Source organism: Tritonibacter scottomollicae (assembly GCF_032924845.1).
GTDB classification, from domain to species: domain Bacteria; phylum Pseudomonadota; class Alphaproteobacteria; order Rhodobacterales; family Rhodobacteraceae; genus Epibacterium; species Epibacterium scottomollicae.
Genome location: NZ_CP136707.1, coordinates 165095 through 191821 on the forward strand (window position 1 = coordinate 165095; position 26727 = coordinate 191821).

General features: G+C 54.8%; 24 protein-coding genes and 5 pseudogenes. 11 read left to right on the top strand and 18 right to left on the bottom strand.

The window, feature by feature from the left end:
• Positions 1-10: 10 nt before the first annotated feature.
• Positions 11-340: pseudogene (locus tag R1T40_RS21850) on the bottom strand (transposase); the annotation flags it as partial.
• A 160-nt stretch (positions 341-500) separates the two neighbouring features.
• On the opposite strand from R1T40_RS21850, the gene R1T40_RS21855 reads away from it, so the two are divergent.
• Both R1T40_RS21855 and R1T40_RS21860 read left to right on the top strand, forming a co-directional pair.
• Positions 501-950 (top strand): hypothetical protein, encoded by a 450-nt coding sequence (locus tag R1T40_RS21855; protein ID WP_317387099.1) that lies wholly within the window; start codon positions 501-503, stop codon positions 948-950.
• A gap of 193 nt (positions 951-1143) precedes the next feature.
• Positions 1144-1527 (top strand): hypothetical protein, encoded by a 384-nt coding sequence (locus R1T40_RS21860; RefSeq protein WP_317387100.1) that lies wholly within the window; start codon positions 1144-1146, stop codon positions 1525-1527.
• Here R1T40_RS21860 and R1T40_RS21865 read toward each other — a convergent pair.
• Both R1T40_RS21865 and R1T40_RS21870 read right to left on the bottom strand, forming a co-directional pair.
• Positions 1519-2307, bottom strand: a pseudogene (locus R1T40_RS21865) (IS5 family transposase). The gene R1T40_RS21860 and the pseudogene R1T40_RS21865 overlap by 9 nt on opposite strands.
• Positions 2308-2978: 671 nt before the next feature.
• Entirely contained in the window at positions 2979-4019 is a 1041-nt protein-coding gene (locus R1T40_RS21870; protein WP_317387101.1) for an IS110 family RNA-guided transposase, read from the bottom strand.
• Between the two features lie 377 nt (positions 4020-4396).
• Between R1T40_RS21870 and R1T40_RS21875 the strand changes: the two genes are divergently transcribed.
• Entirely contained in the window at positions 4397-5518 is a 1122-nt protein-coding gene (locus R1T40_RS21875; protein ID WP_317387102.1) for a hypothetical protein, read from the top strand.
• A gap of 586 nt (positions 5519-6104) precedes the next feature.
• Here the strand turns inward: R1T40_RS21875 and R1T40_RS21880 are convergent.
• The 7 genes and pseudogenes from R1T40_RS21880 to R1T40_RS21910 all read right to left on the bottom strand — a co-directional run bounded on the left by R1T40_RS21880 (position 6105) and on the right by R1T40_RS21910 (position 11275).
• Complete coding sequence (locus R1T40_RS21880) at positions 6105-6491, bottom strand: thermonuclease family protein (RefSeq protein WP_106165033.1); 387 nt, start codon at positions 6489-6491, stop codon at positions 6105-6107.
• 80 nt (positions 6492-6571) lie between these two features.
• Entirely contained in the window at positions 6572-6901 is a 330-nt protein-coding gene (locus tag R1T40_RS21885) for an H-NS histone family protein (protein WP_317387103.1), read from the bottom strand.
• Between the two features lie 64 nt (positions 6902-6965).
• On the bottom strand, positions 6966-7331 hold the full coding sequence (locus tag R1T40_RS21890) for a hypothetical protein (protein WP_106165035.1): 366 nt from the start codon (positions 7329-7331) through the stop codon (positions 6966-6968).
• Between the two features lie 27 nt (positions 7332-7358).
• Positions 7359-7586, bottom strand: a pseudogene (locus R1T40_RS21895) (transposase); the annotation flags it as partial.
• 94 nt (positions 7587-7680) lie between these two features.
• Positions 7681-8679 (bottom strand): site-specific integrase, encoded by a 999-nt coding sequence (locus R1T40_RS21900; protein WP_317387104.1) that lies wholly within the window; start codon positions 8677-8679, stop codon positions 7681-7683.
• Positions 8676-10040 (bottom strand): tyrosine-type recombinase/integrase, encoded by a 1365-nt coding sequence (locus tag R1T40_RS21905; protein WP_106165037.1) that lies wholly within the window; start codon positions 10038-10040, stop codon positions 8676-8678. The genes R1T40_RS21900 and R1T40_RS21905 overlap by 4 nt, the downstream gene beginning before the upstream one ends.
• Positions 10037-11275, bottom strand: a complete 1239-nt coding sequence (locus tag R1T40_RS21910; protein WP_106165038.1) for a site-specific integrase — start codon at positions 11273-11275, stop codon at positions 10037-10039. The genes R1T40_RS21905 and R1T40_RS21910 overlap by 4 nt, the downstream gene beginning before the upstream one ends.
• A 342-nt stretch (positions 11276-11617) precedes the next feature.
• On the opposite strand from R1T40_RS21910, the gene R1T40_RS21915 reads away from it, so the two are divergent.
• Positions 11618-11902 carry a hypothetical protein gene (locus R1T40_RS21915; protein ID WP_072506811.1) on the top strand — a complete coding sequence of 95 codons (285 nt, stop codon included), beginning with the start codon at positions 11618-11620 and terminating at the stop codon, positions 11900-11902.
• Positions 11903-12076: 174 nt separating this feature from the next.
• Positions 12077-12496, top strand: a complete 420-nt coding sequence (locus R1T40_RS21920) for a hypothetical protein (RefSeq protein ID WP_072506812.1) — start codon at positions 12077-12079, stop codon at positions 12494-12496.
• A 186-nt stretch (positions 12497-12682) separates the two neighbouring features.
• Here the strand turns inward: R1T40_RS21920 and R1T40_RS21925 are convergent, their stop codons facing one another.
• A complete protein-coding gene (locus R1T40_RS21925) occupies positions 12683-13033 on the bottom strand; it encodes a hypothetical protein (protein WP_072506813.1) in 351 nt (116 codons plus the stop codon).
• 170 nt (positions 13034-13203) lie between these two features.
• Positions 13204-13722 (bottom strand): SMI1/KNR4 family protein, encoded by a 519-nt coding sequence (locus tag R1T40_RS21930; protein WP_072506814.1) that lies wholly within the window; start codon positions 13720-13722, stop codon positions 13204-13206.
• 477 nt (positions 13723-14199) lie between these two features.
• Between R1T40_RS21930 and R1T40_RS21935 the strand changes: the two genes are divergently transcribed.
• Complete coding sequence (locus R1T40_RS21935; RefSeq protein WP_133166745.1) at positions 14200-14862, top strand: hypothetical protein; 663 nt, start codon at positions 14200-14202, stop codon at positions 14860-14862.
• A gap of 605 nt (positions 14863-15467) precedes the next feature.
• On the opposite strand, the gene R1T40_RS21940 is transcribed toward R1T40_RS21935, so the two are convergent.
• A complete protein-coding gene (locus R1T40_RS21940; RefSeq protein WP_106165039.1) occupies positions 15468-17189 on the bottom strand; it encodes a DUF6892 domain-containing protein in 1722 nt (573 codons plus the stop codon).
• 85 nt (positions 17190-17274) lie between these two features.
• Between R1T40_RS21940 and R1T40_RS21945 the strand changes: the two genes are divergently transcribed.
• A complete protein-coding gene (locus R1T40_RS21945) occupies positions 17275-17715 on the top strand; it encodes a helix-turn-helix domain-containing protein (RefSeq protein ID WP_317387105.1) in 441 nt (146 codons plus the stop codon).
• 153 nt (positions 17716-17868) lie between these two features.
• Here R1T40_RS21945 and R1T40_RS21950 read toward each other — a convergent pair whose 3' ends face one another.
• Positions 17869-18597: a response regulator transcription factor gene (locus R1T40_RS21950; RefSeq protein WP_106165041.1), complete on the bottom strand. Its 729-nt coding sequence runs from the start codon at positions 18595-18597 to the stop codon at positions 17869-17871.
• Between the two features lie 229 nt (positions 18598-18826).
• On the opposite strand from R1T40_RS21950, the pseudogene R1T40_RS22330 reads away from it, so the two are divergent.
• The 4 genes and pseudogenes from R1T40_RS22330 to R1T40_RS21970 all read left to right on the top strand — a co-directional run.
• Positions 18827-19261, top strand: a pseudogene (locus R1T40_RS22330) (vWA domain-containing protein); the annotation flags it as partial.
• Positions 19262-19288: 27 nt separating this feature from the next.
• Positions 19289-21073 carry a hypothetical protein gene (locus R1T40_RS21960; RefSeq protein ID WP_317387107.1) on the top strand — a complete coding sequence of 595 codons (1785 nt, stop codon included), beginning with the start codon at positions 19289-19291 and terminating at the stop codon, positions 21071-21073.
• An 11-nt stretch (positions 21074-21084) separates the two neighbouring features.
• Positions 21085-21984, top strand: a complete 900-nt coding sequence (locus R1T40_RS21965; RefSeq protein WP_317387108.1) for a hypothetical protein — start codon at positions 21085-21087, stop codon at positions 21982-21984.
• An 11-nt stretch (positions 21985-21995) separates the two neighbouring features.
• Positions 21996-22559 (top strand): hypothetical protein, encoded by a 564-nt coding sequence (locus R1T40_RS21970; protein WP_106165044.1) that lies wholly within the window; start codon positions 21996-21998, stop codon positions 22557-22559.
• Between the two features lie 632 nt (positions 22560-23191).
• Here R1T40_RS21970 and R1T40_RS21975 read toward each other — a convergent pair.
• The 4 genes and pseudogenes from R1T40_RS21975 to R1T40_RS21990 form a co-directional block, all read right to left on the bottom strand.
• Positions 23192-23738 (bottom strand): annotated as a pseudogene (locus R1T40_RS21975) (IS5 family transposase); the annotation flags it as partial.
• Between the two features lie 243 nt (positions 23739-23981).
• Positions 23982-24209 (bottom strand): hypothetical protein, encoded by a 228-nt coding sequence (locus tag R1T40_RS21980; RefSeq protein WP_106165046.1) that lies wholly within the window; start codon positions 24207-24209, stop codon positions 23982-23984.
• 379 nt (positions 24210-24588) lie between these two features.
• Complete coding sequence (locus R1T40_RS21985) at positions 24589-24780, bottom strand: hypothetical protein (protein ID WP_106165047.1); 192 nt, start codon at positions 24778-24780, stop codon at positions 24589-24591.
• 702 nt (positions 24781-25482) lie between these two features.
• Positions 25483-26609, bottom strand: a protein-coding gene (locus R1T40_RS21990) for an IS3 family transposase (RefSeq protein ID WP_317387109.1) whose coding sequence is annotated in 2 segments (ribosomal slippage) — positions 25483-26345 and positions 26345-26609 — 1128 coding nt in all. Because the reading frame shifts where the segments join, the coding sequence is not laid out codon by codon here.
• Positions 26610-26727: the final 118 nt, after the last annotated feature.

The window sequence follows — 26727 nt, forward strand, 5'->3', positions numbered from 1 at the left end:
CGGCCTTAGGTCATGTTGACAAATGGCGCACCCAGAGCCGGATCGAAGTTATGTCGATGAAACCAAAGTAGCTTTCTGCGGTTTTGTCGTATCGGGTGGCGACACGGCGGGCGTTTTTGAGTTTGTTGAAGCAGCGCTCGACCAAGCTCCTCAGCCGGTACAGCCCATGATCGACTCCGACGCGCATCTTGCGGGTTTTGCGCATCGGAATTTGGGGCATGACATTGCGCTCGCGCATGGTATTTCGAATGCGATCAGCGTCATAGCCCCGATCGGCCAGTAGCACGCGCGGCTCTGGCAGGTTGTCATCCATCACCAAATCGAACCCCAGATAGTCCGACGTTACTGGAACAACAGCTATATATCGCCATCGATAACCCTGAATACAGAGAGTCGCACAGGGAAGAGATTCAAGCATCTATAAAGGACTACAAGCCTAAAAATGAAGCGAGCGACCTATCGGTTGCATATTATTCGTTTGCAGTTGCTGATTTGGATCAGTGCGAAATCATCTTCGCCAAAACTTCAATGAGTTACAGGGTGACTTTAAACACTTTGGAGAGGAGGAGCTTCTAAACTTCTTTAAGGCTGTATTTGAAGGGTTGGTTGAGAAGGAAAAGCCAGGGATAGTTTCCCTATCTGAGATGGAGTTGGCTCTTCTTTATGATGAGGTCTATCTATCTAGTGGAGATGAAAATCTCTTGGATGTTGATACCCTTCAGTTCTTCTCCTTTGAGCGAGCAACTGTGATGGCATCGGAGAACACGAAACTACTTGATGATCCACGAGTGATGATTCCTGTTGTGAACTCCGATGTTTGTAGCGGTGCTCATATCGCCCCCCCAATAAATCAATTCCCGCTTCTTCTCTTTTCTACGATCCGGTGCAATACGAGAAGGAAGTTAACTCAGATGAGTTGGGCCAGTTTATTTTCGTTCGTGAAGCCCTGAAAGCTTGTAGTACACTTCCGAGACTGGAAGGGTTTCGTTGCATTCCACGACTTCAGGAGAAATTTAAGCTTTATGGAAGATGCACTTTACCTGTTCATCTAATGAGGGGCGACCCCATGGATAGTCTCGATGACGTTCGCAATGAGATTGCTGCTTGCCATGAGCGGAATTTGAAACCCTGATAGGAGTTCGCATGAACTTTAAATACCAAACATCTTTATTTGATGATGGTGAGACAACGGCTCCAATAGTATGGTCTATTATACATAGCAGTGCCAACACGCAGTTCAACTCTCAGGGCTCCGAGCCAAGAATAACGAATGGGGATGCGCTGGATGCCTTCAACATGAAAGCTATGAAAAAACTAGTGAATTTTGATGCTCAGAAATGGCAAGTGTTTTGTGAAAATGTTGGGATGACTGTTTACGGCGCGTTAGCTCTTTCGTGGTGTAAAGGAGCGCAAATTGAGAATGTGTGGAGCAGTTGGAGAGCTTCTGCTTTCCCACTCAAGCCCACTCCTGAATTTGAACGTCCAGCACGTTTTATTAATCCATCATTGTTCCCTAGGTCATGTTGACAAAAGGCGGACCCAGAGGCGGATAGATGTGATGTCGACGAAGCCCAGGAAGCTTTCAGCGGTTTTGTCGTAGCGTGTGGCGACCCGGCGTGCGTTTTTTCAGCCCGTTGAAGCACCGTTCGACAAGGTTTCGCAAGGAGTACAGCGAGTGATCTACACCGACGCGCATCTTACGTGATTTGCGCATAGGAATTTGGGCGAGCACGTCGCGCACCTCCATCTTTTTCCAAATGCTGTCAGCATCATAACCTCTATCTGCCAGCAAGACGCTCGGCTCCGGCAGGTTGTCGGCCATGACCAGATCGAAACCGCGGTAATCGGATGTCTGGCCCGGAGTGATCTCGCTCCTCATGGGCAGGCCCGCTGCATTGACGCGGAGGTGGATCGTGGTCGTGAAACCACCTCTTGAGCGGCCAAAACCTTGGCGCAGAGTCCCCCTTTTGCGCCCGCTGCCTGATGATGAGCGCGGACGACGGTGCTGTCGATCATTTGCAGGGCGTCCGGCACGGCCCCGCTATGGTTCAGGACGTCCATAATCTCTTCCCAAAGCCCCGCCAGTGTCCAGCGTCGGAACTGGCGGTAGACGCTCGACCATTTGACGAACTCTTCGGGCAGGTCGCGCCACGGCGCTCCGGTGCGGGCAATCCAGAAAATCCCATCAAGAACAAGCCGGTGGTTGGTCGGCTTGCGCCCGTTCGGCGCACGGACAGCCAGGATGAACCGCTCAAAGAACGCCCATTCCTCGTCCGACATCAGGTCTCGTGCCAAGCTGGTCTCCATCGCAGATACCAGCTTGAATCATGCCCGAACCGCGATGTGAATCCCTTTTGTCAACACGGCCTAATACGAACAGCCTTGCCGAAATAGCAGAGGCGGGTAACAATAAAAGCCTACCTATTTGCGCCATGATCGCGGCGCTCAAAGAGCCGCTAAACTTCGACTTGCCTTATGAGCTCCTACGCACTTCACCTCCACAAATAGCCAGTTTTCTAAGGTCGCGCATGCTTCGGAGTGATATACACCAAGTAAACGACAGCAGCTTGATAGAGATTTGGCCGCAAACAATTAAAGATACTGAATATGATGTTGGCGAGGAGGAGGGGAGCAAATAATGCCAAAAGCAACTCGATTAGGCGACATCGGCTCTGGTCACGGATGCCACTTCCCGCCGACCCCATCGACCGGAGCTTCTCCTGACGCATACGTCAACCGCATCGCGGTTCTCTGATCGCGGTTATGTCAAGGGCGTTGGGTTTGTTGTCCGCCGGGGTCGTGGTTCTCTCCGAAGTCAGGCGATGCTGCTTCATGATGGCGTCCGGGGCTGATCGTCTTGAATGTCATTCACGAGGTTGATGCCGGTTGCGCCACCTCGACCGCTTTACGCAAGATCGATCTGCCTCCGTCCCGGAGGACGCCGAACCCGCCCTGTCCTCAGGCGGGTATGCTGTTTGTCAGGTTAGAGGCTCCTTTGTCCAATTGAACTCAGTCCCATCGCGCCAGATCGCATGGAGGATCACAGCGATTTTGCGTGCGGTTGCCACAGCGGCTTTCTTGAAGCCTTTGCGCGCGCTGAGCCGGATTGCCCAGGATTTGAGAGGTGAGTACCGCCTGACCTGCGTCATCAGCGACGTTGCGGCAGAGACCAGCAGGCGGCGCATCTCAGCATCCCCACATTTGGAGATGCGGCCCGATCTGTCGATCTCACCTGACTGGTATCGTCGCGGTGTCAGGCCAAGGAACGCGCCGACATCGGTTGATCGTCGGAACCTGTTTGCATCATCTATTGTTGCGATGAAGTTGAGCGCCACGAGTGGGCCGACGCCCGGCACCGTCATGAGGCGACGGGCCAGTGTATTCTGCTTTGCAACATGCATCAGCTCATCGCCCAGGGCCCCTGCCGAGGCGCAAAGCGTTTTGTGAATGGGTATCATGGTCTGTGCCAGAAGCCCCCGCATTGGATCACATGCGCCTGCCTCGGCGAGTTGGTCACGGAACCCCTGGCGATGATGGGCGCGCAAGACAGGACCCATGCGGATCCCGAAGGTTTTAAGGACACCACGGATGTGGGCCTCAAGGTCCTTGCGCATGCGGATCAGCCGTTCGCGCGCTGCAACCAGCGTCCGCACACGGTCCGAGGCTTCGCTGCGAATATGGACTTTCGTAAACCACCCGGTCCGCGCCAGCTGCGCCAGACCCTCAGCGTCCGCCTTGTCCGATTTGTTGAGGCGCGCTGACAGCGCCTTGTGCGCCATGCGGGCATCGATACATGTGATCGGCACACCGCGTCTTTCCAGCTCACGCGTCAACCAGGTGGCCAGTACCCCACTTTCATGCACAACGCGTTCGGCACTTGGGGCATTCTGCGCAACATATTCCGCAATGGTATCAGGTTCGGTCGGCACAGACGCGCGGTTCAAGACTTCACCGCCTGCGTCCACCACACAAATCGAAACTTCTTTCAATGAAACATTTAACCCAACATAATGGCTCATGTTCGTTCTCCTTACGGCTTTTGATTGGTGAGGCTGATACTATCAGACCTCGTTCGCCATCGGAGAGCGACCACCGCGATCACACCATGTCGTTCGTCAAGGTGATGCTTATGCAGACCATGGGTGCGGTGTTTGCCCGGCTCCAGCTCACGGGCGGAATTTGTCGGGGGGCTCAGGATCAGTTTTTGTGAACGGGAAACCTGCTGATCGTATGGGTGATGCATTTCCTGCGGGGGCGCGGTTAACGCAGGTTCTTCAGACGTGAGCTTTGGCGGTTAGTGAGTTATGACGCCCACTCTGCAGTTAACGGAGCGCCCTCTTAAGCCGGGCCGTATTAAGTTCAAAACTTCCGATACAAGGGCTCTGAAAAGAAAAGTGTGGAGCGTCGCAAGGGCTGGCATATCGCCCCTGTTTGCCCTATATTTTTTCCTGAGGTCAGCGACTTCAGGAAAAATCGGTCAATCGGCAATCAGCATTTCGGAGCTGTTTTCGTAGATATACAGGTTCATGTGGGCAGCCATATGAAAATGCGCTCTGACAGCTTGCTGCGTTATGTGTGGACCTTTTATGAGGACCAAAGGGCCGAACACAGCTTTGACGGCCCGATATTCAAAGGAGATCGTGGCCTCATGCCCGCCAACGAGAAGGCGCTGAGCGCTTCCTTTACCCTCCGCACCTCTGGGCTACGGACGGCCTACCTTGCGCTCCTGATGGCTCTCCTGCCCCCTACGGCGATCCTTGCTGATGACTGGTCGAGCTCAGGTAGTTTTGACCTCGAAGAAGCGGCTCAGATCCGGAAATCTCTCGTGGAAAACCCCGCCTCCGATCACAGCCCATGGAGATCCACGGACAGGGCAAATCAGTGGGTCGCTCTCGATGAATTTGAACGCGCTCGCCCCGGCAAGCGACCACCTGCCCCGAGCACCTTCCAGCTCCCATCAGGATCCAGTGTCGATCAGCTCTTTGCACTGATTGCCTTCGCCGAGGCTCCAAAGGGTCGCTATGACTCCATCCACCATGACGCCAAAATCCGGCCCGCCAAGCAACCGTCTCAGATGACCTTGGCAGAAATCTATCAGTGGATCGGCGACACCCCTGGCCAGCCTCACGCCATCGGAAACTTTCAGATCATTCCTTCGACATTACTTAATTTGCAAAAACGTCTTGGACTGCCTGACGGTGTTCTCTTCAACCGCTCCACTCAGAACCGAATGGCCGCGCTTCTCCTTGCTGACGCCGGCCATCACAAGTTTGGATCGGGGAAGATTTCTTTGGCGACCTATCAGAACAACCTGGCGCGCATCTGGGCCGGCCTTCCGCTCACATCTGGCAAGTCTGCTTATCATGGGTACGCTGGAAACCGTGCGACCATCACACGGGCGTTCTACGATCAGAAGATGCAGTTGATTTTTGGAGGTGGTGAGAGCCGTGTAGCCAAGGCCACATCCGATGTGTCTTCAGCCCCGGTTACAGGCACTTGGAGTAAACTTGGAGAATGATCCTCGGCCGGGAGTGTTGGCGATCCACGTCAACACTCAGCGCCACTCAAATCACCCGCATAAGGAGAGTAAAAAGATACCAGCTCCCCGTCTCGCGACCTTCTGAAATATTCAGCGTTTCAGCTCCCAGATCGCGACACGATCACAGTACGCCGAGAATTTCCCTGACAGGACGCTCAAGAAAAAAAGGTAATCGAGGGCCGCTAAAACACCTGACCAAATCCCGAAGATCGCGGCCCAACCTAGCGTCAGAATAAAGAGCGATGGAACGGTCAAACGCACCTCCACAGATCGGCTCGACTCGGATCAGTCTGAAGCCGTTCTGATGATAACACGTTTTTGGTATTGAGTGTTTTAAGCTGGAACCAAGAACGGGCCTGCAGAACTCAACGCCGCTCGGATCACATCACCCGCCAGCAGGTAGGATGTCATTGGACCCAGACATGTCAGCAGCAGATTGGGCTATGATGCAGCTCGTGTCCGGAGACACCTTCCAAGCCCGACCTCCCAGGACTACGGCCGCAATCGGACCCTTCGCTTGCGAACCGTTCACGGGACTGGTGAACCTATGTCGGCACTGACCCTATCACTTGCACCAGCTCGACCGACGGCCACCATTGTAGGACCTGGCTAAACCTTCTGAGATCAGGATCTCGCCCAGATCGACGCCAGCGACATAGAAACGGGCGAGTCCTCGACCGTACTTGTCGCGCCCTGGGAGGACGACCACCTCTACCCTGCCCGCGTTATCGACCAGCTGACGGGCACGCTTTGTCGCCTCTGTTCCTAGCGCTTTCTCGTACCCACACCTTGGCTTGTAGGTCTCGGGCGTATCGTAGCCAACCAGCCGAAACCGTTGCCCTCCGATATCAGCCGTATCTCCGTCGATCATGTAGATGTCTCCGCTGCTCACCGGGGCCGCCTGAGATACTGATGCAGTGAGTATGATCAATAGCGTTGAAAGTACCTTCATCAGGTTCTCCTAAAAAAGAAAGGTGAGGCCTATAACCTCACCTTTGATAGATATACTGGTCTCTTGTAGCTGTGGAGAAATCAGGATTTGAGTTCAAGCTCTTCCATTGAAACCCCGGATTGAACAGCCTCGATCAGCCAGATAGGTTTACGACCGCGCCCTGTCCACGTTTGTGAAGGATCTTCAGGGTTCGCATATCTTGGAGCCCTTTTTGAAGTCGATTTCTTCGTCGGCTTTGCAAATTTATCGACGACCTCCTGAAAACTTACTTCGTATTTTGCAGCGATGGCGAGCATGTCAAAATAGGCTCGCTCCTTGTTTTCTTTTTCAAGCTCAACCATGCGGACCTCTATATCTTTCGCCAAGATTTCGAGTTCAGTGCGGCTGAGTTGACCAAGGTTAATATTCATGATGCCCCTCTAGATATGTGATTGCTACCAGAAAGCATAAATTCCGACCTGTAGCAACGAACATTCAAAACCTTCCAAATAATGCCTTCGGATCTCGAAGCAAATTTTTGCTTACTGATTGGACAAAAAATTCGATACAGGGTTCCCAGTTCTTGGACCCATACTTTCGTCCATTCACTGTGATCCTGTCTTGATCGTCGATTGGAACTTTCTCCTCTTCAAGTTCTCCATCCTCACGAACCCGATAGACATAGGCTGAAATACCATCGAACCCGACACCCTCGATGTCAAACTTCCAAGGCCCCCTGCCCTGTTTACGTTTCTGGAAATACCCTTCGAAATTCCGGCATTGATATGCCCCGTCCCACCATTGTGCGCCGGGTTTCCCTTTTTCACCATCTGACATCGGGATCAGTTTAAGCTGTCTCATGCCTCTAGGGTCAGGACTCGTTATCCTTCATAGCCAGAAGATGACGAGAGCGGCGAGAGCGATAGCTGACAGGAACACTGTTGGTGATCTGTCGTATCGTGTTGCGACCCTTCTCCAGTCTTTCAGCCTGCCGAACATGATCTCGATCTGGTTGCGGCGTTTGTAACGGCGCTTGTCGTACTTGACAGGGGTTTTACGCTGTTTGCGGCCAGGGATGCACGCCTTTATCCCCTTGTCTTCCAACGCTTCTCTGAATTATCGCGAGGAGAGTATAATGCGGAGGAAGTCCGCCAAAATATTGGTTTTTCGCTACTTCCGGTTTATGGCCTCCACATTATTTTGATGCGCGTCAGAGCGTATCCAACCAGTCGAGCACGCTCTGGTCGCGTCGCCATGAAGGCTGGCTATCGGTCTTCGGTCTTTCGACCCGTTCCAGCGCCCTGCGTTTGGTCTCCAGATTCGCTTGGGCATAGTGGTTTGTGGTTTCGAGGCTAACGTGACCTAACCAGCTTCGGATGACCGTGACGTCGACTCCGGCGGCGACCAGATGCACGGCTGTCGCGTGCCTGAAGCTGTGCGGCGTCACATGTTTTGTTGCCAGCGACGGTGTGACCTTTTCAGCCGCCCTGACATAGTCCGCCAGTTTGAACCGCACCCCCGAGGCGCTCAGCGGTTTGCCATAGCGGTTCACGAAGAGTGGCGCATCGACCGGCCTTGGTGTTCGCTCAAGCAGCGACTTCAGCAAGGCCACCGTCTCGGGCCAAAGCGGGCTGATCCGTTCTTTCCGGCCTTTTCCGTACAATCGCACGCAGGCCGGAGCATCGAACCTGATCGCTTGCGGACAAAGATCGAGCGCTTCCTGGATGCGGGCCCCAGTATTGTAGAGGAACGACAGCAAGGTATGGTCCCGCTGGCCGATCAAGATGGAGCGGTCGGGTTGAGCCAGGATCGCCTGCACCTCTTCGGGTTCGAGGTAGTCTGGCGCGCGGATCGGTGCCTTTTTCGTCGGCACGTTCAGAACCTCCGTACATTGCGACATGAGCGCTGGCTCGCGCGTCGCCACGAAGCCGAAGAAGCTACGCAGGGCCGCGAGACGGCAGTTCCGGGTGCCGATGGTGTCACCGCGCTCGACCTCAAGATGGTGCAAAAATGCGATGACCTCTACAGCAGTCAATTCGTTCAGAGTTAGACCAACAACCGGCTTGCCACATCGCGTCGCGACAAAACGCAAAAAGAGCCGCCACGTATCCCGATAAGACTTGACGGTATTCACCGAGGCGTTGCGCTGCTGGACCATCCAGTCGGTGAAGAACATGCGCAGCAATTGGGGAAGCGGATCAGATTTCATGACGCCACCTCAACTGATTCAACGTTGCCCGGCGTGGCAAAGGCCCGGAACCGCTCACTCGCTTCATGCAAAAGTTCCTGGGTCACGGTGATGTAGACCAGCGTGGAGTTGATGTCACGGTGACCTAGATATGTTGCAAGATACGGCAGCTTTTCCTGGGGATTCTCACCTTGTCGGTACCATTCGAGGATCCGGTGAACGACAAAGGTATGGCGCAGGTCATGGATGCGCGGCCCGGTCTTGCCCGTGGCCGGTTTGAGGCTTGCCATGCGCAGAATGGCAACCAGATGATTGCTGATAGTTGCCTGACAGTAATAGCGGTTCTTTTGATCGTGCCAGAACAAGCCAGCATCAAGGCTGCGAGACACGTTGGCCCTCTGCCGCGCTTCGAGAATCGCGCGCAACGCATCCATCGCGCTGTCCGACAGCGGCAGAATACGGGACTTGAAGAACTTCGTCTCCCGGATCGCGATGGTTCCCGCCCGCATGTCAACGTCGCCAAGCGTCAGCCTTGCAATCTCGCCGATCCGCAGCCCGGCGCAATAGGCTAGAACCAGCATGGTATAGAGATTGATCGCACGCGAGGGCGAACGCGGTGACGGATAGACCCGGGCGATTGCAAGCAGCTTCTGGATATCCTCAGAGCTGTAGATATACGGGCGCCGCCAGCCGCGAGCGACCTGTTTCGCTGGCCAGTTGTCCGGTTGCCGTTTGGGGCGTGATGGATCGTCATGGCACAGTGCCTTGTTCAGGATACGGGCCAATTTCTCGCATTCGGCCGGATGGTTCGCGGTCGTCTTTGTCCAGCGGTAGTGCTCAAGCAGGGTCTCCAGTGGCTGGCCATCGAGATCGGGTCGTTGCTGCAGAAAGCGGTCGAACCGGCGGCAAATGACGTCGGCCGCCTCATACCGGTAGCCCCTGCGCTGCATCCGCTCGACATGGTCGCGCATCAGCTCTCCCAATGAACTCTCGAACGGTCGGGGTTGCCGCAACGCCTCGAGTGCCTGATTGGGATCAGGGGACATCAAAGCCCGTATGATGCCCGTGTCACTGTGGGCATTATAGTCACGGCGAAGGTCGGAGATCGGGTTGCTCTCAATCCTTCTGTCATCCGCCAAGGCATCCAGAAAGCGGGCGACAATCCGGGCGCGGTGCTGCACTGTTGAGCGGGCCCAGACCTCGCCACGCTCACGCAACCAGTATTCAAGCGTTTGTCGGTCAGTCACGCCAAACCACACCGCCACCTGTCGGAAGCTGTTCAGTGCTTGCCGGTAGTAGATCGGCGTTATCGCGTAGTTCAATGGAAGCCGCGCGATGTAGTTCTCGATCATCTCATCGCCATCCTCGGGCCGGCGTGTCATTGTCTCACCTCCCAGCCCGGTAGGTCGATGGCAATTGCACGCAGGTCCTCGGTGGCAAGCTTCAGATAGGGAGCTGTCGATTCCGGGGATCGGTGTCCCAGCACATCGCCGATGACCTTGCGCGGTGTGGCGGCGCGCAGCATGCTGACGGCACGGGCATGGCGGAAGATATGTGGTCCACGTTTGCCGATTGGCTCTATCCCGGCATTTTCCAGACGGCGTTTGACCACGCAATAGAGCCCACCCGATTTCATGGCTTGATAGGGAGCCCGGCTCCGCAAAAATACGGTGCGCGAATGTGCCTGTGGACGACCTTCGCGAAGGTATAGCAGGATTGCTTCTCCAACGGGTTCCATCAACGGCAGCACCGCCGTGGCATTGGTCTTGGACCGCTGCACCCGAATGGTATCTGCCCGCCAGTTGATATCCTCGATCTGCAGGCTGCCGACCTCGCCGGACCGAAAGCCGTAACTGGCAAACAGCTGCAGGATCGCGTGATCACGCAACCCCAAGGGCGAGCTGTCCTGTCCCGCAAGTTCAAGAACCGCCGCAATCTGTTCTGCGGTCAGAATCGACGGAATGCCCTCATAGGCATAGAGAAGCGGAGCGATCACATGACCCGAGAGATCATCTGCATGCAGCTTGCTCCGGTGTAGATGCCGCAGGAAGCCACGCAACCGTTCCGCCACATCCTTGAGCGATTTGCGAGTCAGGCCCGGTGCCCGGTTATCCATATATGCATCAATGTCGCGCACGCTCAGATCGGCAAAATCGGCTTTTCCAGTTTGCTCTAAGAGCCATTTACAGAAGTAGTGCGCCTCCCACATAAGCGCTTTGATTGACGGCTCCGCCAATCCGCGTTCTTGGCTCAGCCACAGTTTGTAGGCGGCGCAGACAGCCCGGCTGTGTCGTTCCGCTGCGCTTGCGGCAGGTGGATTCGGTGGCCATTCTGCTAGAGCAGACCGCATCAAGGCGTGGATGCTGGATCGAGGAATCGAAGACCATCTAGATGCAGGTGGTCGCCCGCGATCCTTCTCAAATTGTCGCACCGCATGATCTAGATAGTGCGCTACAAGGTCTGGCGTTACATCGCACAGCGCAGTCTCTTTCGCTTGCAACCAAGACAGGAACTGGCCTGCATAAAGACAATAATTGCGCACGACAGTCGGACTGTAGCGCTGTTCTTGCAAAGCCTCGCGAAGTTTCAGAAGTGCTTTGGGGGGTGATGATAACATCGGGTTCTCCTTGGGTTGGTTAACCCAACCAAGAAGCCCCTAGCTAAAGTTCGAAAGCAAATTGCCCTCGACTGATCCTGTAAACAACCGCCGTTCGCGCAAAGCGCAGCAAATCCAACGAAAGAGCCCTCAGCCGCCATCCCCCAGCAGGTGGGATGCTGCAGACGCACGAGGTCGGTCACAGCCCAAAGCAGACCGTGCGGTAGCCAAGGAATTGAAGATACAAAGGCTTATCTGATTTTCCACCTCAGTTTACCATGCTATGTACTTTGAGCGTTTTGTTGCGCAGCTTAGGAGGCAGATAGATGGCACTTAAGCTACCAGATCAGAGATGGACTTCCCTTGATCGAAAGCCAAATCGCTGCGGCAAAAGATGGTTCACATTTTGGCATTGATTCCAGCAACTTAAAGGTTCTGTTGCAGGGCGAAATTTACCAAGGGATGGCCATCATAGAGATCAATAGTAAAATTGACACAGGAGCATTTGCGAGAGTTCAACATGCGGTTCGGGCCAAGACACTAGACTTCATAGGTGTTTTGCCCAATACTCAGTTGCGTTCCCCTATTGTTCTCCAAGACGCCCAAATATGCACGTTCGGTCCAGTTGGGCCAACAAAGCAGTTCTAGCGCCAAAAAATCATGAGCTAGCAGCCGCTGAATGGATAGCGCCCTGAATGTTGAGCAGGAGGCGACCAGTTGCATCTAACGTGTTTGACCACCACGCGATAAAGGATCATTATGCTATTTATCCGAGCAAAAATCTTATTAGCACCATTTTGCTCTTAACAGGAGTCGCCCTCCATGAAGGCAGTTGTTACGGTTATTGCTTTTTTACTGGCTTGCCTAGCCGTTGCAACATTGTGGTCAATTGTCGCGGCGCTTGGGTCGCCGCGGGACATAGGCTTTACCGCGTTTATGGTGCAGACTGGCACGATTTTTGGGCTTGTAACCACCGCTAGCGCCGTTCCGGTCTTGGCAGTTTACGCTGTTGCGACCCACCATAACATGGTCAGTTACCACTTGGCGGCTATGGTGGGATTTTTTCTGGGTGCCGGATTGTTCGTCGTATTTTTCTCGACTTGGTTCTCCGGGTCACGCGTGCTCGAGTACATTAAGCTGATCAGCGCTGGTGGCGGATTAGGGCTATTCGGCGGGATGACCTTCTTATTTTGTAAGTTTCGCTTAGGCCAAATGGTGAGCAATCGAAAATTTGCTCGTTAAGGCTGGCGCTGATGACATCGAAAGTAGTAGCTTCTTAGATGCATTCAAAAATACGGAGAGGCTGAAATGCTCCACCGTCTGCGCCAACCAAAGGTACCCAGTCACATCAAGTTTGCGCGGGTAGTGAGATCGATTTGGGCTGAGGCCATGATATTCGGTTTAGCCCTCTCAGTAAGGCCTGTCTTATCAGCGTTGCAGCCAAAGCTGAAATGCCAAAACCGCAGTCATAATCAAAAAGAAACAGCAAAGACCCAGCCCAGCGGACCGCGCGGTGGACTTGAGTCCGGGCCGCATAATGGTTTGCGCCATACGGGATTTGGTCCCGCTGCGCTGAATGGCGTTCTGTACCGCCTGAATAAACCAGCCCCAGATGGCCGGTTGAGCAAAAGCAAAGGCAATTCCACCCAGCAAAACAAAACTAACTTTTGAGACTCGCGCTGCCAACTCTCTGTCGCCACCATAGAATGGAAGAATAGTCTCTCCCACAACGCCAAGCGCGATAAGAAGAACAAAAAAAATAGCGGACAGTTTCAACATATTAGGGTTTTAAGCAGCGCCATCACCGACGGCAAGTCTCGTGCTGCCCAAGAACTTCATATCATCATGGCCAAGCGCAGTAAGCTCTGCGAGTGAGGGTAAACTCGACCAGCATGTCAGGCCAGGCATCGCGATACGTCGCGTGCCATTTTTCGAGAGTTGAAACACCGCTACAGGTTGTCCCAGTCATCAAGGTTGTAGAGAAACCCGAACAACGTATCCGCGCAGCGGGCCAGACCCTGAGTGTTGTTGCCTGTCCCCCAAGGGTCACTGGCCGTTTCCCAAAGATATACGGCATTGTCCGTTGGGTCGGTGCCATTGGCCAAAAGGTTGGTGTGGCCTGCGTCTGCTGTGCCGATAAACACCATATCATGGGGAAAGCGGTCGGGAAATTCACGGCCTTTTCGAAATATCTCGAAGTTGTCGATGACAGATTGCAACGGTTGGAACGGCACCTGTAGTTCATGTTTGGTCTGTGCGCCGTCTGGCCAAGTCGCCAGAAAGTAATAGCCAAACCCATGTTCAAATTCGCCAGCCGTTTCCAACAGCTCTTTGTACTGGGTGGGCAGACGACAACCCGTCTTTTCTAACAGCTTTTCGAAATGCGCCTTGTTCCAAAACAGGGTGGCAGGCGCATAATCGGGGTCCTTTTTGAAGCGGGACAAAGCCATATCGAGCGTGATTTCCATGTGATCGCCTTAATTTAGTGGCCTTCGGGCTATACTTGCACCACCAAAGTGCGGAACGCCACCGTTGCGAACGCGGGCCGACTGACGGTCTTGTTGGCAATCGCCATCCCAATGGGAAGACCAGAACCAGATGGCGCCCATGTCCGCAGGGTCAATGGACAGAACAAGGTGTCACCACCTAAAATCGCCGTTGTCATATCAATCAGACAAGTCGCTGTATCTTGTCACGGCGGGCCTGTTCTGCAAGACCAAAGTCACCGGTTTCAGCGTCGGTAGAGCGGTCCCCGCGCATCGGTAGTTCGACGCAACCTTTCGCTGCGTTGGAAACTGGCCAGTTTGAAGCGGTCAATAACAAGACAACCGAAGCCCTTGACGACTAAGGTGCCAATAAGGTCGCATTCAACGTTTTCAGTCCGGATCGTTTTTTGGGTCATAAATACGCTGACTTTGATCGCTACAACACATTGGGGAAACTAGATGCAGCAACGGCGCCTTTGGCAGATGGCCCTATCACTCTTCCTCTTGGTACCCAGTACGATACATGCGCAAAACCCCAGCTCCTTGGAAAAATCCACTATCGAACGTCTTGAAATCGCTACAGATTGGCTGGTGCGCAACGGTGCGTTTGTCCTGGATATGCGCGGCAAGGAATTCCTGAAATCCAAGCTGACTGAACAGGGGCCGGTTCTTTTGTGGGTTACCCCGCAGGTGGATACCAAAGACACAATTGCCCAGTTCCGTATCAAAGCAGGCGGATATAACTACGATATCGAAGCCATCTACCGCGAAACCCTGAACGATCAAAAAATTGTCTATTGGGTCACCCATATCACCGCACAAGACTGGGTAACCCCGCTGCGCGGTTGCCGTTTCCATATCAGCACACCGCAAGATGATGGCAAACAGATTGTACTGCTGTCATCAGAACGGTTTATTCCGTCATATAAAACCGCCAAAGGGGTGGTCTTTGCCTTGCCGCAGGATGATCTGGACATCCTCTATAAACTGCAGGCATGGCGCTTTCCAATGTGTTTTTCCGGAACAGATTTATCTAAGAACGAAGTCACCCATGATGCACAAGGCAGGCTGACGACTGCTCCAGCGACATCCTTTGAAGGAGGCTGTTGCACTAACCATTGAGAAGTACCTCACAACTTTACATGGCACAATATATGCATTTAGGGCGTCCAAATGTTGTCGATATCAAGATGACCGGGGACCGTAACCTTGATGAAGCCCTTGCTAATGGAGCATCCTTTCGAGCGAACACGCCTCAAGGCTATAGTTGGCGCCGCGGCAATGATGGGACAAGCATGTTGAAGCTGGTTGTGAGTGTTGCACTGAGGCGGTGGGTGACGCTAGTGATCAACCTTCGCCTGCCAGTTCGGACTTGATGCCGGTTGGGTTCACCTTGGCCCGGGTCGCTCGCAGCCCAATCACGACATTCAGGCAGGGCGCAGCGCAAGCGCCGCTGCGAGCGCGAAAGCCTCCCGAAAGCGGACCTTCAAGCCTGTAAAATTGATCCAGGCGATACTGCGATCAGTGTAGACGTCAGCGACGCGGAGATAGCAACCTTTGCAAAGTAGTGGAATCTGCCAGCCAGGCGGCGGTCCCATGCTACACGAGCAACGGATGGAGCAGACCTTCGCCGCAAGTGCAGCCACTAACCATCATCGAACGGACGGGATGCGGACAAAGCGCCATTTCGCTGCGGTTGCTCCAATGGCTGCTTACGGGGATCAGTCTTAATCCTTGCCCCAGATGGCAAGACTTTCAGGGATTGTGTTGATCCCTCGCTTTTCCAATTCTTGCAGCAACTTTCGGGGTTTCGGTTCATTAACCTCATGTTCTAGCCCGACGATGCATGTGAGATTTGGCAATAGGTCTAGGTCGACCGCAGCCTTGTTTGTAACTGGAACCGGGCCATCACCGCCCCCTGGATCCCAGAAGGGCACCATCTGCTCGATCACGCCACCTCCCCCCCCATCAAGGCCCGATTTTTGGGTCAACACCTCGACATGGGAGAGCAACTCACCTGGAATCGCGAGGTTTTTGAAGTAGGTCATGGCTTCAGGGATAACGTCGTAGCCATCATCCTCAATGGAGATTTCGCGTTTCGTCCATTCTTCTGCAAATTGCCGGATGTCAAAGAGCGGGAGCAGGCGCTTTTGGACATACATCAATTCGTCAATCACCATGAACTTCAAGCCAATATCTTTGAAGCGGTTGTCAGACGCCTTGGGCATTGGAAAGGCAACCGGTTGCATCTTGATGGCGTCAGCCTTCGCCAAAGCCTCCTTCAGGGGCGCGGCAAGGTCCACGGGCAAGGCCCTTGCGATTATCTCTACCGTTTTACGCGCGCCGTTGGCTTTGGCGAGGTGCTTGGCAGCGGCGGTGAAATGCTCCGCTCGGACCGAGTCAAATCCGGTTTCAATCTGTTTGAGCCGCGCCTTCGCCGCTTTAAGTCTTTCGCGGCTGAATTGCTCTGCCTGCTGAGGGGAGATCGAATTGTCCGGCCCGTCAAAGCCCTCGGCAATTCTGGCCTCTTCACGTGCGATGCCGTCCAGCGCCTTTTGAGCCTCTTCTTCTGCCGTGCCGATTGTCAGGTCCAAAGGATCAAAGGCAAAAACCCGTGCTAGGTTGGAAAGGTTTTCACGCGGCCAGACTGCCGCGTCCGCCAACACATGCGCCATAATCTTTGGACCGTACTTCTGAAACGGATCTTCGCGCAACGCGTAAAAACCTGTCATGTTTTGCCCGATCCAACCATAGGGACCGCGTTCGGGATCGTGGCCGGGATCTCGGAAAATATCTTGGATCAAACTCCCGGCCTCATCGACGAGACTGGGATGATCCCCTAGGATCGAGACGATCAAGTTGGAGTCGAGGTAAGCAAAGCGCCTCAACAGCTTCGGAACTAGGTGTGCGGCCTCCGCCCTCAGGCGTCTGCCCTGGGGGCCAAAATCCGTATGATGGAAGTAGCTGAGCAGCGCGGCCCCAGCCACCTCGCCAAGGGTGCCTTTAGCGCCCGGCAAGGGCGTGTTTGTCATGACCCGGTCGGGCACATCCAACAGGGCGCGGATCAACTTCAGGTGTTCAGCGTGGATCAGGTTAAGCTGCTGTTGCGTCGCTTGCCGTGCACCGTGGCCAGTCAGGTACTTGCCAGAGGCGAAGCAGATCGCAAAGCGGTAGACCGACACGTCGGTGCTGTTTCCGTCAACGTTGGAGCTACCGAAAAGCCTGTTGAAAAGACCCCTTGGCCTGGGCGCAGGCTCAGACCCCAGAACAGCACGCAGGTTGACTAAGTGGTCTTGGAACATCCCTTCATAATCTGAAACATCGCGACCGATGCATTTGGCCCAGTCAGCATGAATGAGTTGTACGGTTGCACTATTGAAGTCGGAATCGACGAGATGTTTTGACGTAAGAAGGACCACAATATTATCCTTATCGGTTTCCCCAATCATTTAACCCAGCGCTGATGATTGCAAAAGTAGACTTTCATGCAAAGCGCAGCATCCGGTAAAATGGGCTCGTTTCTGGCTTGCGGCGATGCACCAGCAGAGTTGCAGCGTGCGCTCACATGTTCCCGGTCCTCAGAGGACGCCAGCCCAAAGTGACCGATGCGAAGCAAGGTTGGCTCTCGTTGCCGCACATGCACAAATCGCGCCTCGACTTCCCGGAACCGGACATTCAAGCTGTCAAACGCGGCTTTTTGCCTTCAATGTCGGCAGTGATCTTCGAGTCCGGGGAAGCTCTCTCGCAAAGATCGCCCGCGAATTGGGCGTGACTGACTCTGCTGTCACCTTGGTGGGCAAGAGAATGTGCCGGTCTGCAAAGATCGAGCAGGCTTTGGCCGAGGCTTTACAAACTACGCCAGAGCAGCTTTTCCCAGATCTTTGCGAAAGAGGACAAAGAGCCCACAGAAGACCTAGCAAATTCACGCTGCGTGCGCTCGCAGCGTCACAGATGCTCCATGAGCGAAAATTCTGATGCTACTACGCAGCTAGAAAACCAGTCATTCATACAAGCCCCAGCATAGACTCGGGCGAGGCGCATACACAGGTTGTGGGACTTTGCTGACATCTGGTGAAAGTCTGCTAACATACGATGAGCACCGAACCGAGGCGAACTTAAGAAATCACGTCATCTGTGGTCTTGCAGAAAGCGGACCACCGCTTCTTCGTTGGTTGCAACCCCCAGTTTGAGGCGTGCATTCTTTATATAAAGGCGGACGCTGGACAAGCTCAACTCAAGCAGCTCTGCAATCGTTTTGGGGCGATGGCCGCTTGAGATCAGCTCCAGCACCTGGTATTCACGCGCGCTGAGGCGCCGGTGCGTGGATGGGCCGCCATCGAGCCGCCGGCAGCTTTCGATTTTGCGGTGTGCTATCAAACAGAAAGTCTGTAACTGGTCCGCCAATGGCATGACGCTGCGCTCAAAGCCATGCCGTGCCATGTTGTTCCCAACCACAAAGCCGCCGTACCGTCCAGAGCCGACAAGAGAGCATGGAATGCCCAATCCCGCCTGCCAGTCAAACCGGACTAATTTGGACAAATATTCGCGGGTATAGTCATCGATATATCCTTCATTTTGGTCCAGAAACACGACGCCAAGCTTGGTGACCTCAAACGTCGCACAGCAATAGGTCACAAATGGTTCATGAAAATCGGCGTTCGTTGTCTCGGCCAATGGCCATTGATTGGGTAGGTTGGACAGAACAAACCAATTTGGAACCACGCCTTCGTCTCGCACCGCATATAAGATGCGGTCGATATTGTGTGTCGCCAAGACGTCAACGATTACGGCCCAGGTTTCGGAAACCGATTTTCGGGTTTCCAACCGGTAGGCCGCTTCAAGTAGCTCTCTGTTCATGAGATTATTGATATATCACTTTCAATGTATTGCAAGGTGACCGTTTATCCCGAACATTCCGCTTAGAATGTGCTGGGATAATACGATGAAGCTTGCGTTTTACGGGCGGAAGATACGCCACTTTTTCTGCAATACGGCAGCCGTCATGGGCATCGTTTGCGCGCCGGGGGCGTTTGCTCAGGACGCACAACCTGATGATCTGATGGTGGTTTTTGATGCCTCGGGATCGATGTGGGGTCAAGTTGACGGCATAGCCAAGATCGAAATTGCCCGTGCCGTCTTTGCGGACATGTCCCAAGACTGGACTTCAGGTGATCGGGCGGTCGGGCTGATTGCCTATGGCCATCGCCGCAAGGGTGATTGCGGCGATATTGAGCTGCTGGCAGAGCCTTCGATCGAGGGAGCCGCATCCTTGGCAGATGTTGTTACGGACCTTTCCCCGCGGGGCAAAACCCCATTGAGTCAGGCAGTGCGCTTGGCCGCCGAGACGCTGCGCTTTACCGAAAACGCGGCCACCGTCGTTCTTTTGTCAGATGGCAAAGAAACCTGCGATCTGGATCCCTGTGCGGTTGGTGCAGAGCTTGAACAACTTGGCGTCGATTTCACGGCCCATGTGATCGGCTTTGACATTCAGGAAGAGGCCGATAGGGCGCAATTGCAATGCCTCGCGCAAAACACAGGCGGCACCTACGTGGATGCGCGTGATGCGGCTACTCTCACCACGGCGCTGACTGAGGTGACGGGCCGGGATGTGACCACAGCTCCGGCCGATACAGAGACAGGAACGACCGAAGTTAACCTCAACATTGCAGTTGCAGATGGAAGTGCACGTCCGGCAACTGTCCGCTTGTCGGCAGCGGGCGCAGGAACCGGAGAGACGTGGGATCTGGGCGTTTTGGAAGGTGCGGATCAGATCATTTCAGGCGTGACCCTTGATCTTCCCCGAGGCGACTGGACATTTACTGCAGCAGGAGACGGCGGCGCTGGCGAAATCGCTGTGAACCTCACGGAGATCCAGCAAGAAATTTCCATACCTTTTGCGGCCAGTAATGCCACCTTTGAGTTCATAGGCGCGGATGCCTTCACGACGGACGGTACTATTGCCTTCCAACTGCGCAGTCGCGAACCCTTGCAACAAAACGCGACCTACAGCGTCATGTTGTTCCCAGACGGTGCCACCACCTTTGACGAGAACATTACTTTCACCTACCGCTTTGGTAGCGACCCCGAGACCACGGAACATGCCTTCTATCCTTGGGAATTCGATTTGCCCGTTGGAGCCTATGAGGTCGTGATCATGGGCGACAGCTATGACCTTGGAGAAAATCTTGGCCGGTTCCCTGTGCAGCTTGTCGCAACAATTGAAGACAGCGCGCCACAGGCAAACGCGGCCCAAACTGAAGAGCTGACTGCCCCACCGAGCTTTGCACTCTCACAGATCGTAGAGCCACTGAGCCCTGGGGTATCAGGGGCGTTTTTGCTCGAAGGCCCCGCGGAATCGGGAGATCAGGTGATGTTCATTGGTCTGGATGGGCAAGACACACAATTGCTTGCAGTGCCACAAAGCGGCCTTGTCGCCGTGCCGTCCCAGATTTCCGAAGGCGCCTTCAGGGTCCAATTGGTGCGGCAAGATGGATCCGATATTCACCTTGGATTGGTCGATATTCTGCCCGCCTCCGCGCAAGACATGGGCAATCACTCAACGGGCGGAGAACCCAGCGAAACGATGCTCAGTGCCCAGGAGCACGCTGCCGAAACAGGGCCACAATCGCTGAGCTTTGTGGCGTGGAAAACCTGCGAGGAAGACGCAGCTTGCCGCGTCGCTGATCGGCGCGTTGGCCTCGAATGGATGATGCCATCCGGCTGGGCCAGCGAAGAACCATTTTACTATACGACCGCCTCTGGTGCACAGGCTGATCACCCCACGATGCAAATGGCGCGCGCAACAGGCGGTGCGTTTAGCATCGTGCTGAACCCACGGCAATGGGATGCACAGCTTGGCCCCTGCGAAGAGATCCAACAGGGTCTGTTGTGCCGCGAGACATCGGACGTTCTGAAAGATCAGACAGACTATGAACTGATACGTAACAGCCTGAATGGGGATTTTCCCAAACCCGAGGGTTGGTTGCCCATCGGGCGCAGCTGGACAGTCGAAGACCGGAATTTGGGTGTCCGCGTTGGGCTCATTAAATTCGACGAGCCTATTGAGCGTGCCGAGACCGTCTCTGCATCGATCCACTTGGACAACCCCGACCAATTTGGTTTGGATGAAAGCGGTATTGTGCAAACTCAACTGGGGCTCATCTGGGATCAAAATCTGATTGTAAATGCGATTGACGGCGAAATTCCCGTGGGTGACGGTACCCTATTCTTGCTGCTGGCTCGTCCCGGTGGTTGGGATGGCACCAGCGACGTTTGGGTCGGCAATATCGCAAACCCTGCCAACGGCCGTGCCGTTCTTGTGAACCTCTATTGAGGACGAGAGATATGAAAAGCGCTTGGATTATCGCAAGCTTGGTGGTCTGTTCCCCGATAGCCGTGATTGCACAAAATGTGCCGCTCTACACTGAAACTGATGGGCAGCTGGCGTTCACGGGTGACTATCTTGGCGACGCTCAGCTGACAGAGTTGCTCGGCGGGGCCGATGCTTTTGATACATTTGGCCCACCTAAATTTGTCGCCCGCAATGAACGTACTGGAACCGTCAAGCCGGTCTGGGCCGATCTCGCGGACTACGAGATTATTCACGATGGTGATGGCATGATCGAAAACCGTCACGATGATCTGGTCTTTGACGAGAGCGACGCCGAGGACAACCAAGAGGACTTGGTGTTTGACGAAGCCGAGACTGAAGACCTGCGCGAAGATATTGACTTTAGTGAAAGCGACGTGGCGGAGACCGGGAATGATATGACCTTCGCGGAAAATGAAGGTCTATCCGTTCCGAATATTTTCTCTGGCACACAACCAGATTTCTTACAGCCAGCCCATGGGATTTGGAGCATCGCACTGTCACGGTCCGATGCCGTCGGCTGCCCACCTGGCATTGCAGAACTGGCGTCAGCGCAGCTTGGTAAGTCAGGGGCCAGAGACATCGTTTTCAGCGAACCCGGCTGGGTGCCTGCCGATCTTAATCCCGATTACGGGCTTTATTCTTGGACGCCCGTTGGCACCAATGGATTTCAATCAGAGCCTTATACGACGGGCGTGCAGGCTGCTGGGTCAGGTGTCTCTTTGGTGGTCACCATAGCGCTCAACGCAAAGTCAGACCGGCAAATAGACGTTTGGGCGCAAATTCAAATGGACCTTGCTCCGGCCCTTGCCGCAGTTGCGGGCGCCACGACGACTTGCCTTGCGACCATTGAAGGCAGCTACACTAAAAACTGAAAGGACCTTTTATGATCCGAAATGTCTTGGCCGCCATCGGCCTGATTGTTCACCTCTCAACACCTGCTGCAGCCTGTGGCATCAGCAGTGAAGAACTCAAGATCTCTCTCATTGGCGATTGGCAGGTGTCTAACGGATTTGGCACGCTTAGCTTCAATGGGCGCACTATGCCGCTTCCCTCTGGAAACAGCACGTCAGCCAAGATTGTTCCGACAGAAAACGGCCTTGCGGTCACGGGCGGCGCCGCGCCTGGAACCTACGATATGGATTTTATCGAAGACGCCCGATTTGTGTTGGACGCGCCAAGCCAGACCATTCTGGACCAGGGCGAAGCTTGGTTCGGCGAGCATCCTGAAATTATCACCGATGAAGAGCTGGCCATCGTAGCAGGCTGCGGAACAGGGCAAATGTTGCCTCAACTTCAGGTCTCGGGCACATTCGAGGACGCCGAAGGGCAGGTCGATTTTGAGGTCTACCTCTTTGTACTCGATCAAGCGACCATGTACGGGATCATGTCAGGCAACCTCTTGTCGATGGGCGGCACGGCCAAGCGCGTAACCAGGTGGACACGCTAGGGGCGCGTGTCCCGTTAGGTTTTTAGGGATCCGCGTCCTGCAATTTCTTTGCTTCCTTAATTGAATCGGATCTACTGGGACTTGGGAGAGGGGTATCAACATCCACATCCCGAATGCCGACTGCGGTCTTCATCTCTATATCGCGCCTCGCCCGCAGCAAAGGTCTACATCTCACCAAGGATGTGTTTCTCGGCGGTTGCCGCAAAAAAGAAAATGCAGCCGGCGGATGGGAAGTTGCCAAGGTCGGCTTCGTCCGCGACTGAATCGTTAGAACCACCTAAGCCGAAAGCATGGCTTGAATTTCGTGGCTCAGCAGAGCTTTTAACGACCGCTCTGGTGACCTTGGTTGCAACGCAGCGACGAGCGTGCCGCGATTGCGAACGAATGCTGCGTTAGCGAGGGGCGAAAAACGAATGGCAGGTACGTCCGCAATTTTCCGGTTCAGTCCGAGCGCAGCGTAGGTCTGCAATCTAGAGATCTTGGTGACAGTGCGCTGGCTAAGTGTCAAACTATCTTATCCGAATAATGTGCAGCAAAAAAGCTATGAACATCCTGGAAAATAAGGGTGGGGCCAACGTACTTCGCATTATCCGGTCCTCGTGATAACTGCTGTAATGACGAGCTCGCCATTAACGCAACCAGTCAGCGTCATAGCCCCGGTCGCCCAGCAGCCATCCGACCGTCGGCAGGCTGCTGCACAGAGCCCGTGCTCCGACGTAATCGCTGACTTGGCCGGCAGTGATGAACAAGTTGAGCGGGCGACCACGGCTGTCGCAGATCGCATGCAGCTTCGTGTTCATCCCGCCTTTTGTGCGACCGATCACCCGCCCGCGCTTGTCTCCAGGCCCCCTTTTTCGCCCGTAGGCTGGAAGCCGTACGGTGCGCTTTGAGATACGTCGCATCGATCATGACAGTTTGTTCTTCGCGATGATCTGCGGCCAGACCGACCAGCATTTGTGCGAAAATGCCCTTATCGCTCCACCGCTTCCAGCGGTTGTACAACGTTTTGTGTGGGCCGTATTCCTTCGGTGCATCACGCCACCGCAAGCCATTGCGATTGATGAAGATAATGCCACTTAGGACCCGCCGGTCATCAACTCGCGGCTTGCCGTGAGACTTGGGAAAGAAGCGCTCAAGACGCGCCATCTGCGCATCGCTCAACCAGAAAAGATCAGACATCGTCACCGCCCATTTTTGATGCGGTGAATCACGCAGCCAACCGAAAATCAATGGGTCCTGACCCTAGCTTCCCGGTCCGCACGTATCGCTCTGGATTCTTCTCGACGATCTGGCATTCCCCCTCGGTGTGCCCGTGGTGGAGTGCTTTTTTGCGCGTCCCTGCCAGATTTTCGGGTTTGATCACATCACCAGCCGTGAGAGCGACCGCGAAGGTATAGAGGTGTGTTTCCCAATGTGGCGTCGTCATTGGTCTACCTCGGCGCTGAACACCACAGTCTCATCTTCGATTGTGTATGGCACTTCCTTGGCCAAGAGCTGCTTGAATGCCTCTTCTGGAATACCGGACCAAGTATTGCAGAGTGTCTTCAGCAGCTGGGGTTGGTCGTCTTCGAATGCGTAGCCATTGATGGCCCAAGCAATAATGCCGGGTGTGTGAACCATCGAAGACGATCCAAGGCGGTAGGTTGTCATTCTGTCTCTCCGTTATCGTGTGGCACCGTAAAATTGCGGCAGGTTTCTGGTCATGCGCCGCAGGCGCCTGATCCTGAAACCTTGGCAAGTGCCGAACTGGAGTGGTGAATTTCCAAGTGCGCGAAGCGGGACCGGACCCGCGCGCAGCTGCACGAAACAGCCCCCTCAGGGCTGTGAAGGAAGCGAGCACGGCGAGGACCCACCACTTGGAAAGAGGCGGGGAACCCCGCCTTCATACGGACGTGCCTATGGCGCGTCCCACTAAGATGCCCCCTGCCCTACTGGATGATGTGATCCGCGCCGCAGGCGCGGATCTTCTTAGATCTTCGCAACGGCCCGGATCAGACGAACGGACGACCAAAGCCGCCCGTGCCGTAGCTCATTCGGTGACGTCATCCTTGTTTGGGAAAGCGACCATATCAACGTTGGGGAACATGCTGTGCTTGACGCTGATCGAGGTGATGTTGCCCTGTTCATCGGTCCGGACGAATAGGGCACCGCAGCGGTCCCAGAATGTCTTGCCATCTTTTTCGCCGGATTTGACGTTCAGTTTCAGAGTTTGAGTAGCCATGATTTGATCCTCGCCTTGAGTGTTTCGATGAACATTGCGGAAGCGGGCTCCAAGGGGATGTCAGCTGGAAATTTGGTGCGCGAGGAATGGGCCGCAGGCACAGGGGAAATTTCCAGTTGAAGTAAAGCGACCATCCCCGACTGCCCGCTTATGTTCATCAGAGAGAAACACGGCCTTGCGAGGATCGACATGGCTACAGCCTGAAAGTGCGCAGTGATGAAGGGCCGGCAAGACGTTCTAGGACCGCGGCCGCCAAGTCTCCAAGCTACCGACAGATCACGGGCAACCTTACCCCGATCTTAGCCAGCTCCAATACTCATGGAGAAATCTGGACACTATCCCAAACAAGGATGTTGCCGGCTGCGACCCCGCCATTTGTGTTCCCCCTCCCCCGCCCATGGACAGAGCCAAGAATAGATCTGAAGCGCCGCGCAAGTGATCGTCACCCGCAGGGCCGATCCGGACATTCGGAAACGACCATGGTCCAAAGCCTATCAGCTGGCCCGGATGGGACAGATGCTAGGCTATTGGCCCAGGGAGTGCCGCATGTTCGGTTCGGGGAAGCACCGCTTGCGGTGCTGAGTAGTGAGTGGTCCCATGTTTACATGGGATGCGCTCTCAATAGCCATTACCACGCAACACATACCTCCCCTACCACACACCTCCACTGATGTGCCCCCATCGAGTGGTCCAATTTGAATGTTAATGCATCGTCGGTCTTTGGTCTATCGGGACGATGCTTTTGGGCGCTGGGGGCCGGTATCCTAAGGCGCTGTGGGGCCTAACCGTTTTGTAGTGGCGACGCCAGCGTTCGATGAGGATCTGTGCTTCACGCAGCGTGGTGAAGACCTCGCCGTTTAGTAACTCATCCCGGAAGCGGGCGTTGAAGCTCTCGCAGTAGCCGTTCTCCCAAGGTGATCCCGGGGCAATGAATGCGGTCTTCGCGCCCACGGCACCGATCCAGGCGCGCACCTTCTTGGCAATGAACTCGGCTCCATTGTCCGATCTGATGTATTCCGGCGGGCCGCGCAGGATAAACAGGTCGGTCAGGGCATCGACCACGTCAACTGAGTTGAGCTTGCGTTTGACTTTGATCACCAGCGCCTCCTTCGTGAACTCATCTATGATGTTCAGGGTGCGGAAGACCCGTCCGTCATGCGTGCGATCCTGAACGAAGTCATAGGACCAAACGTGGTTCGGGCGTTCTGGCCGCAGCCTCACGCACGAACCGTCGTTCAGCCAGAGCCGGCCCTTCTTGGGCTGTTTCTGCGGGACTTTCAGCCCTTCCTGCCGCCAGATCCGTTCGACACGCTTGTGATTTACGTGCCAGCCGCTGTTGTTCAGCATTCCTGTGATCGTGCGGTATCCATAGCGCCCATACTCTTCGGCCAGCGCAATGATATCCTCGGTCAGCCGGGCTTCATCCGGTCGGCCACAAGGCACTTTGCGCTGCGTCGAGCGATGCTGACCCAATGTGCGGCAGACCCTGCGCTCCGATACGCTGAGGGTTTGCCGCACATGGTCAATGCATTGCCTGCGGCGGGAAGGGCTTAGAAGTTTCCCCGTGCGGCCTCGGCAAGGATCATCTTGTCCAAGGTAAGATCAGACACGGCGCGACGGAGCCGGCTATTCTCGGTCTCCAACTCCTTCAGCCGCTTGAGCTGATCGCGGCTCATCCCGCCATATTGCTTGCGCCACCGGTAGTAAGTCTGAACCGTCACACCGATTTGCCGAACGGCTTCCTGAACCGAGCTCCCTTGCCCTTGCAGCACCTCAACCTGTCGCAGCTTCAACACGATGTCCTCGGGCTTCTCTCGTTTGCCTGCCATCTCGTCGTCCTCCTGAAAACGGGATATTCCTATCCCAAAAGATGGACCACTTCAGTGGGGGCACTCCACCACCACATAACCCTTAACTCTTAACCTGTAACTCATAACCCATAACCCG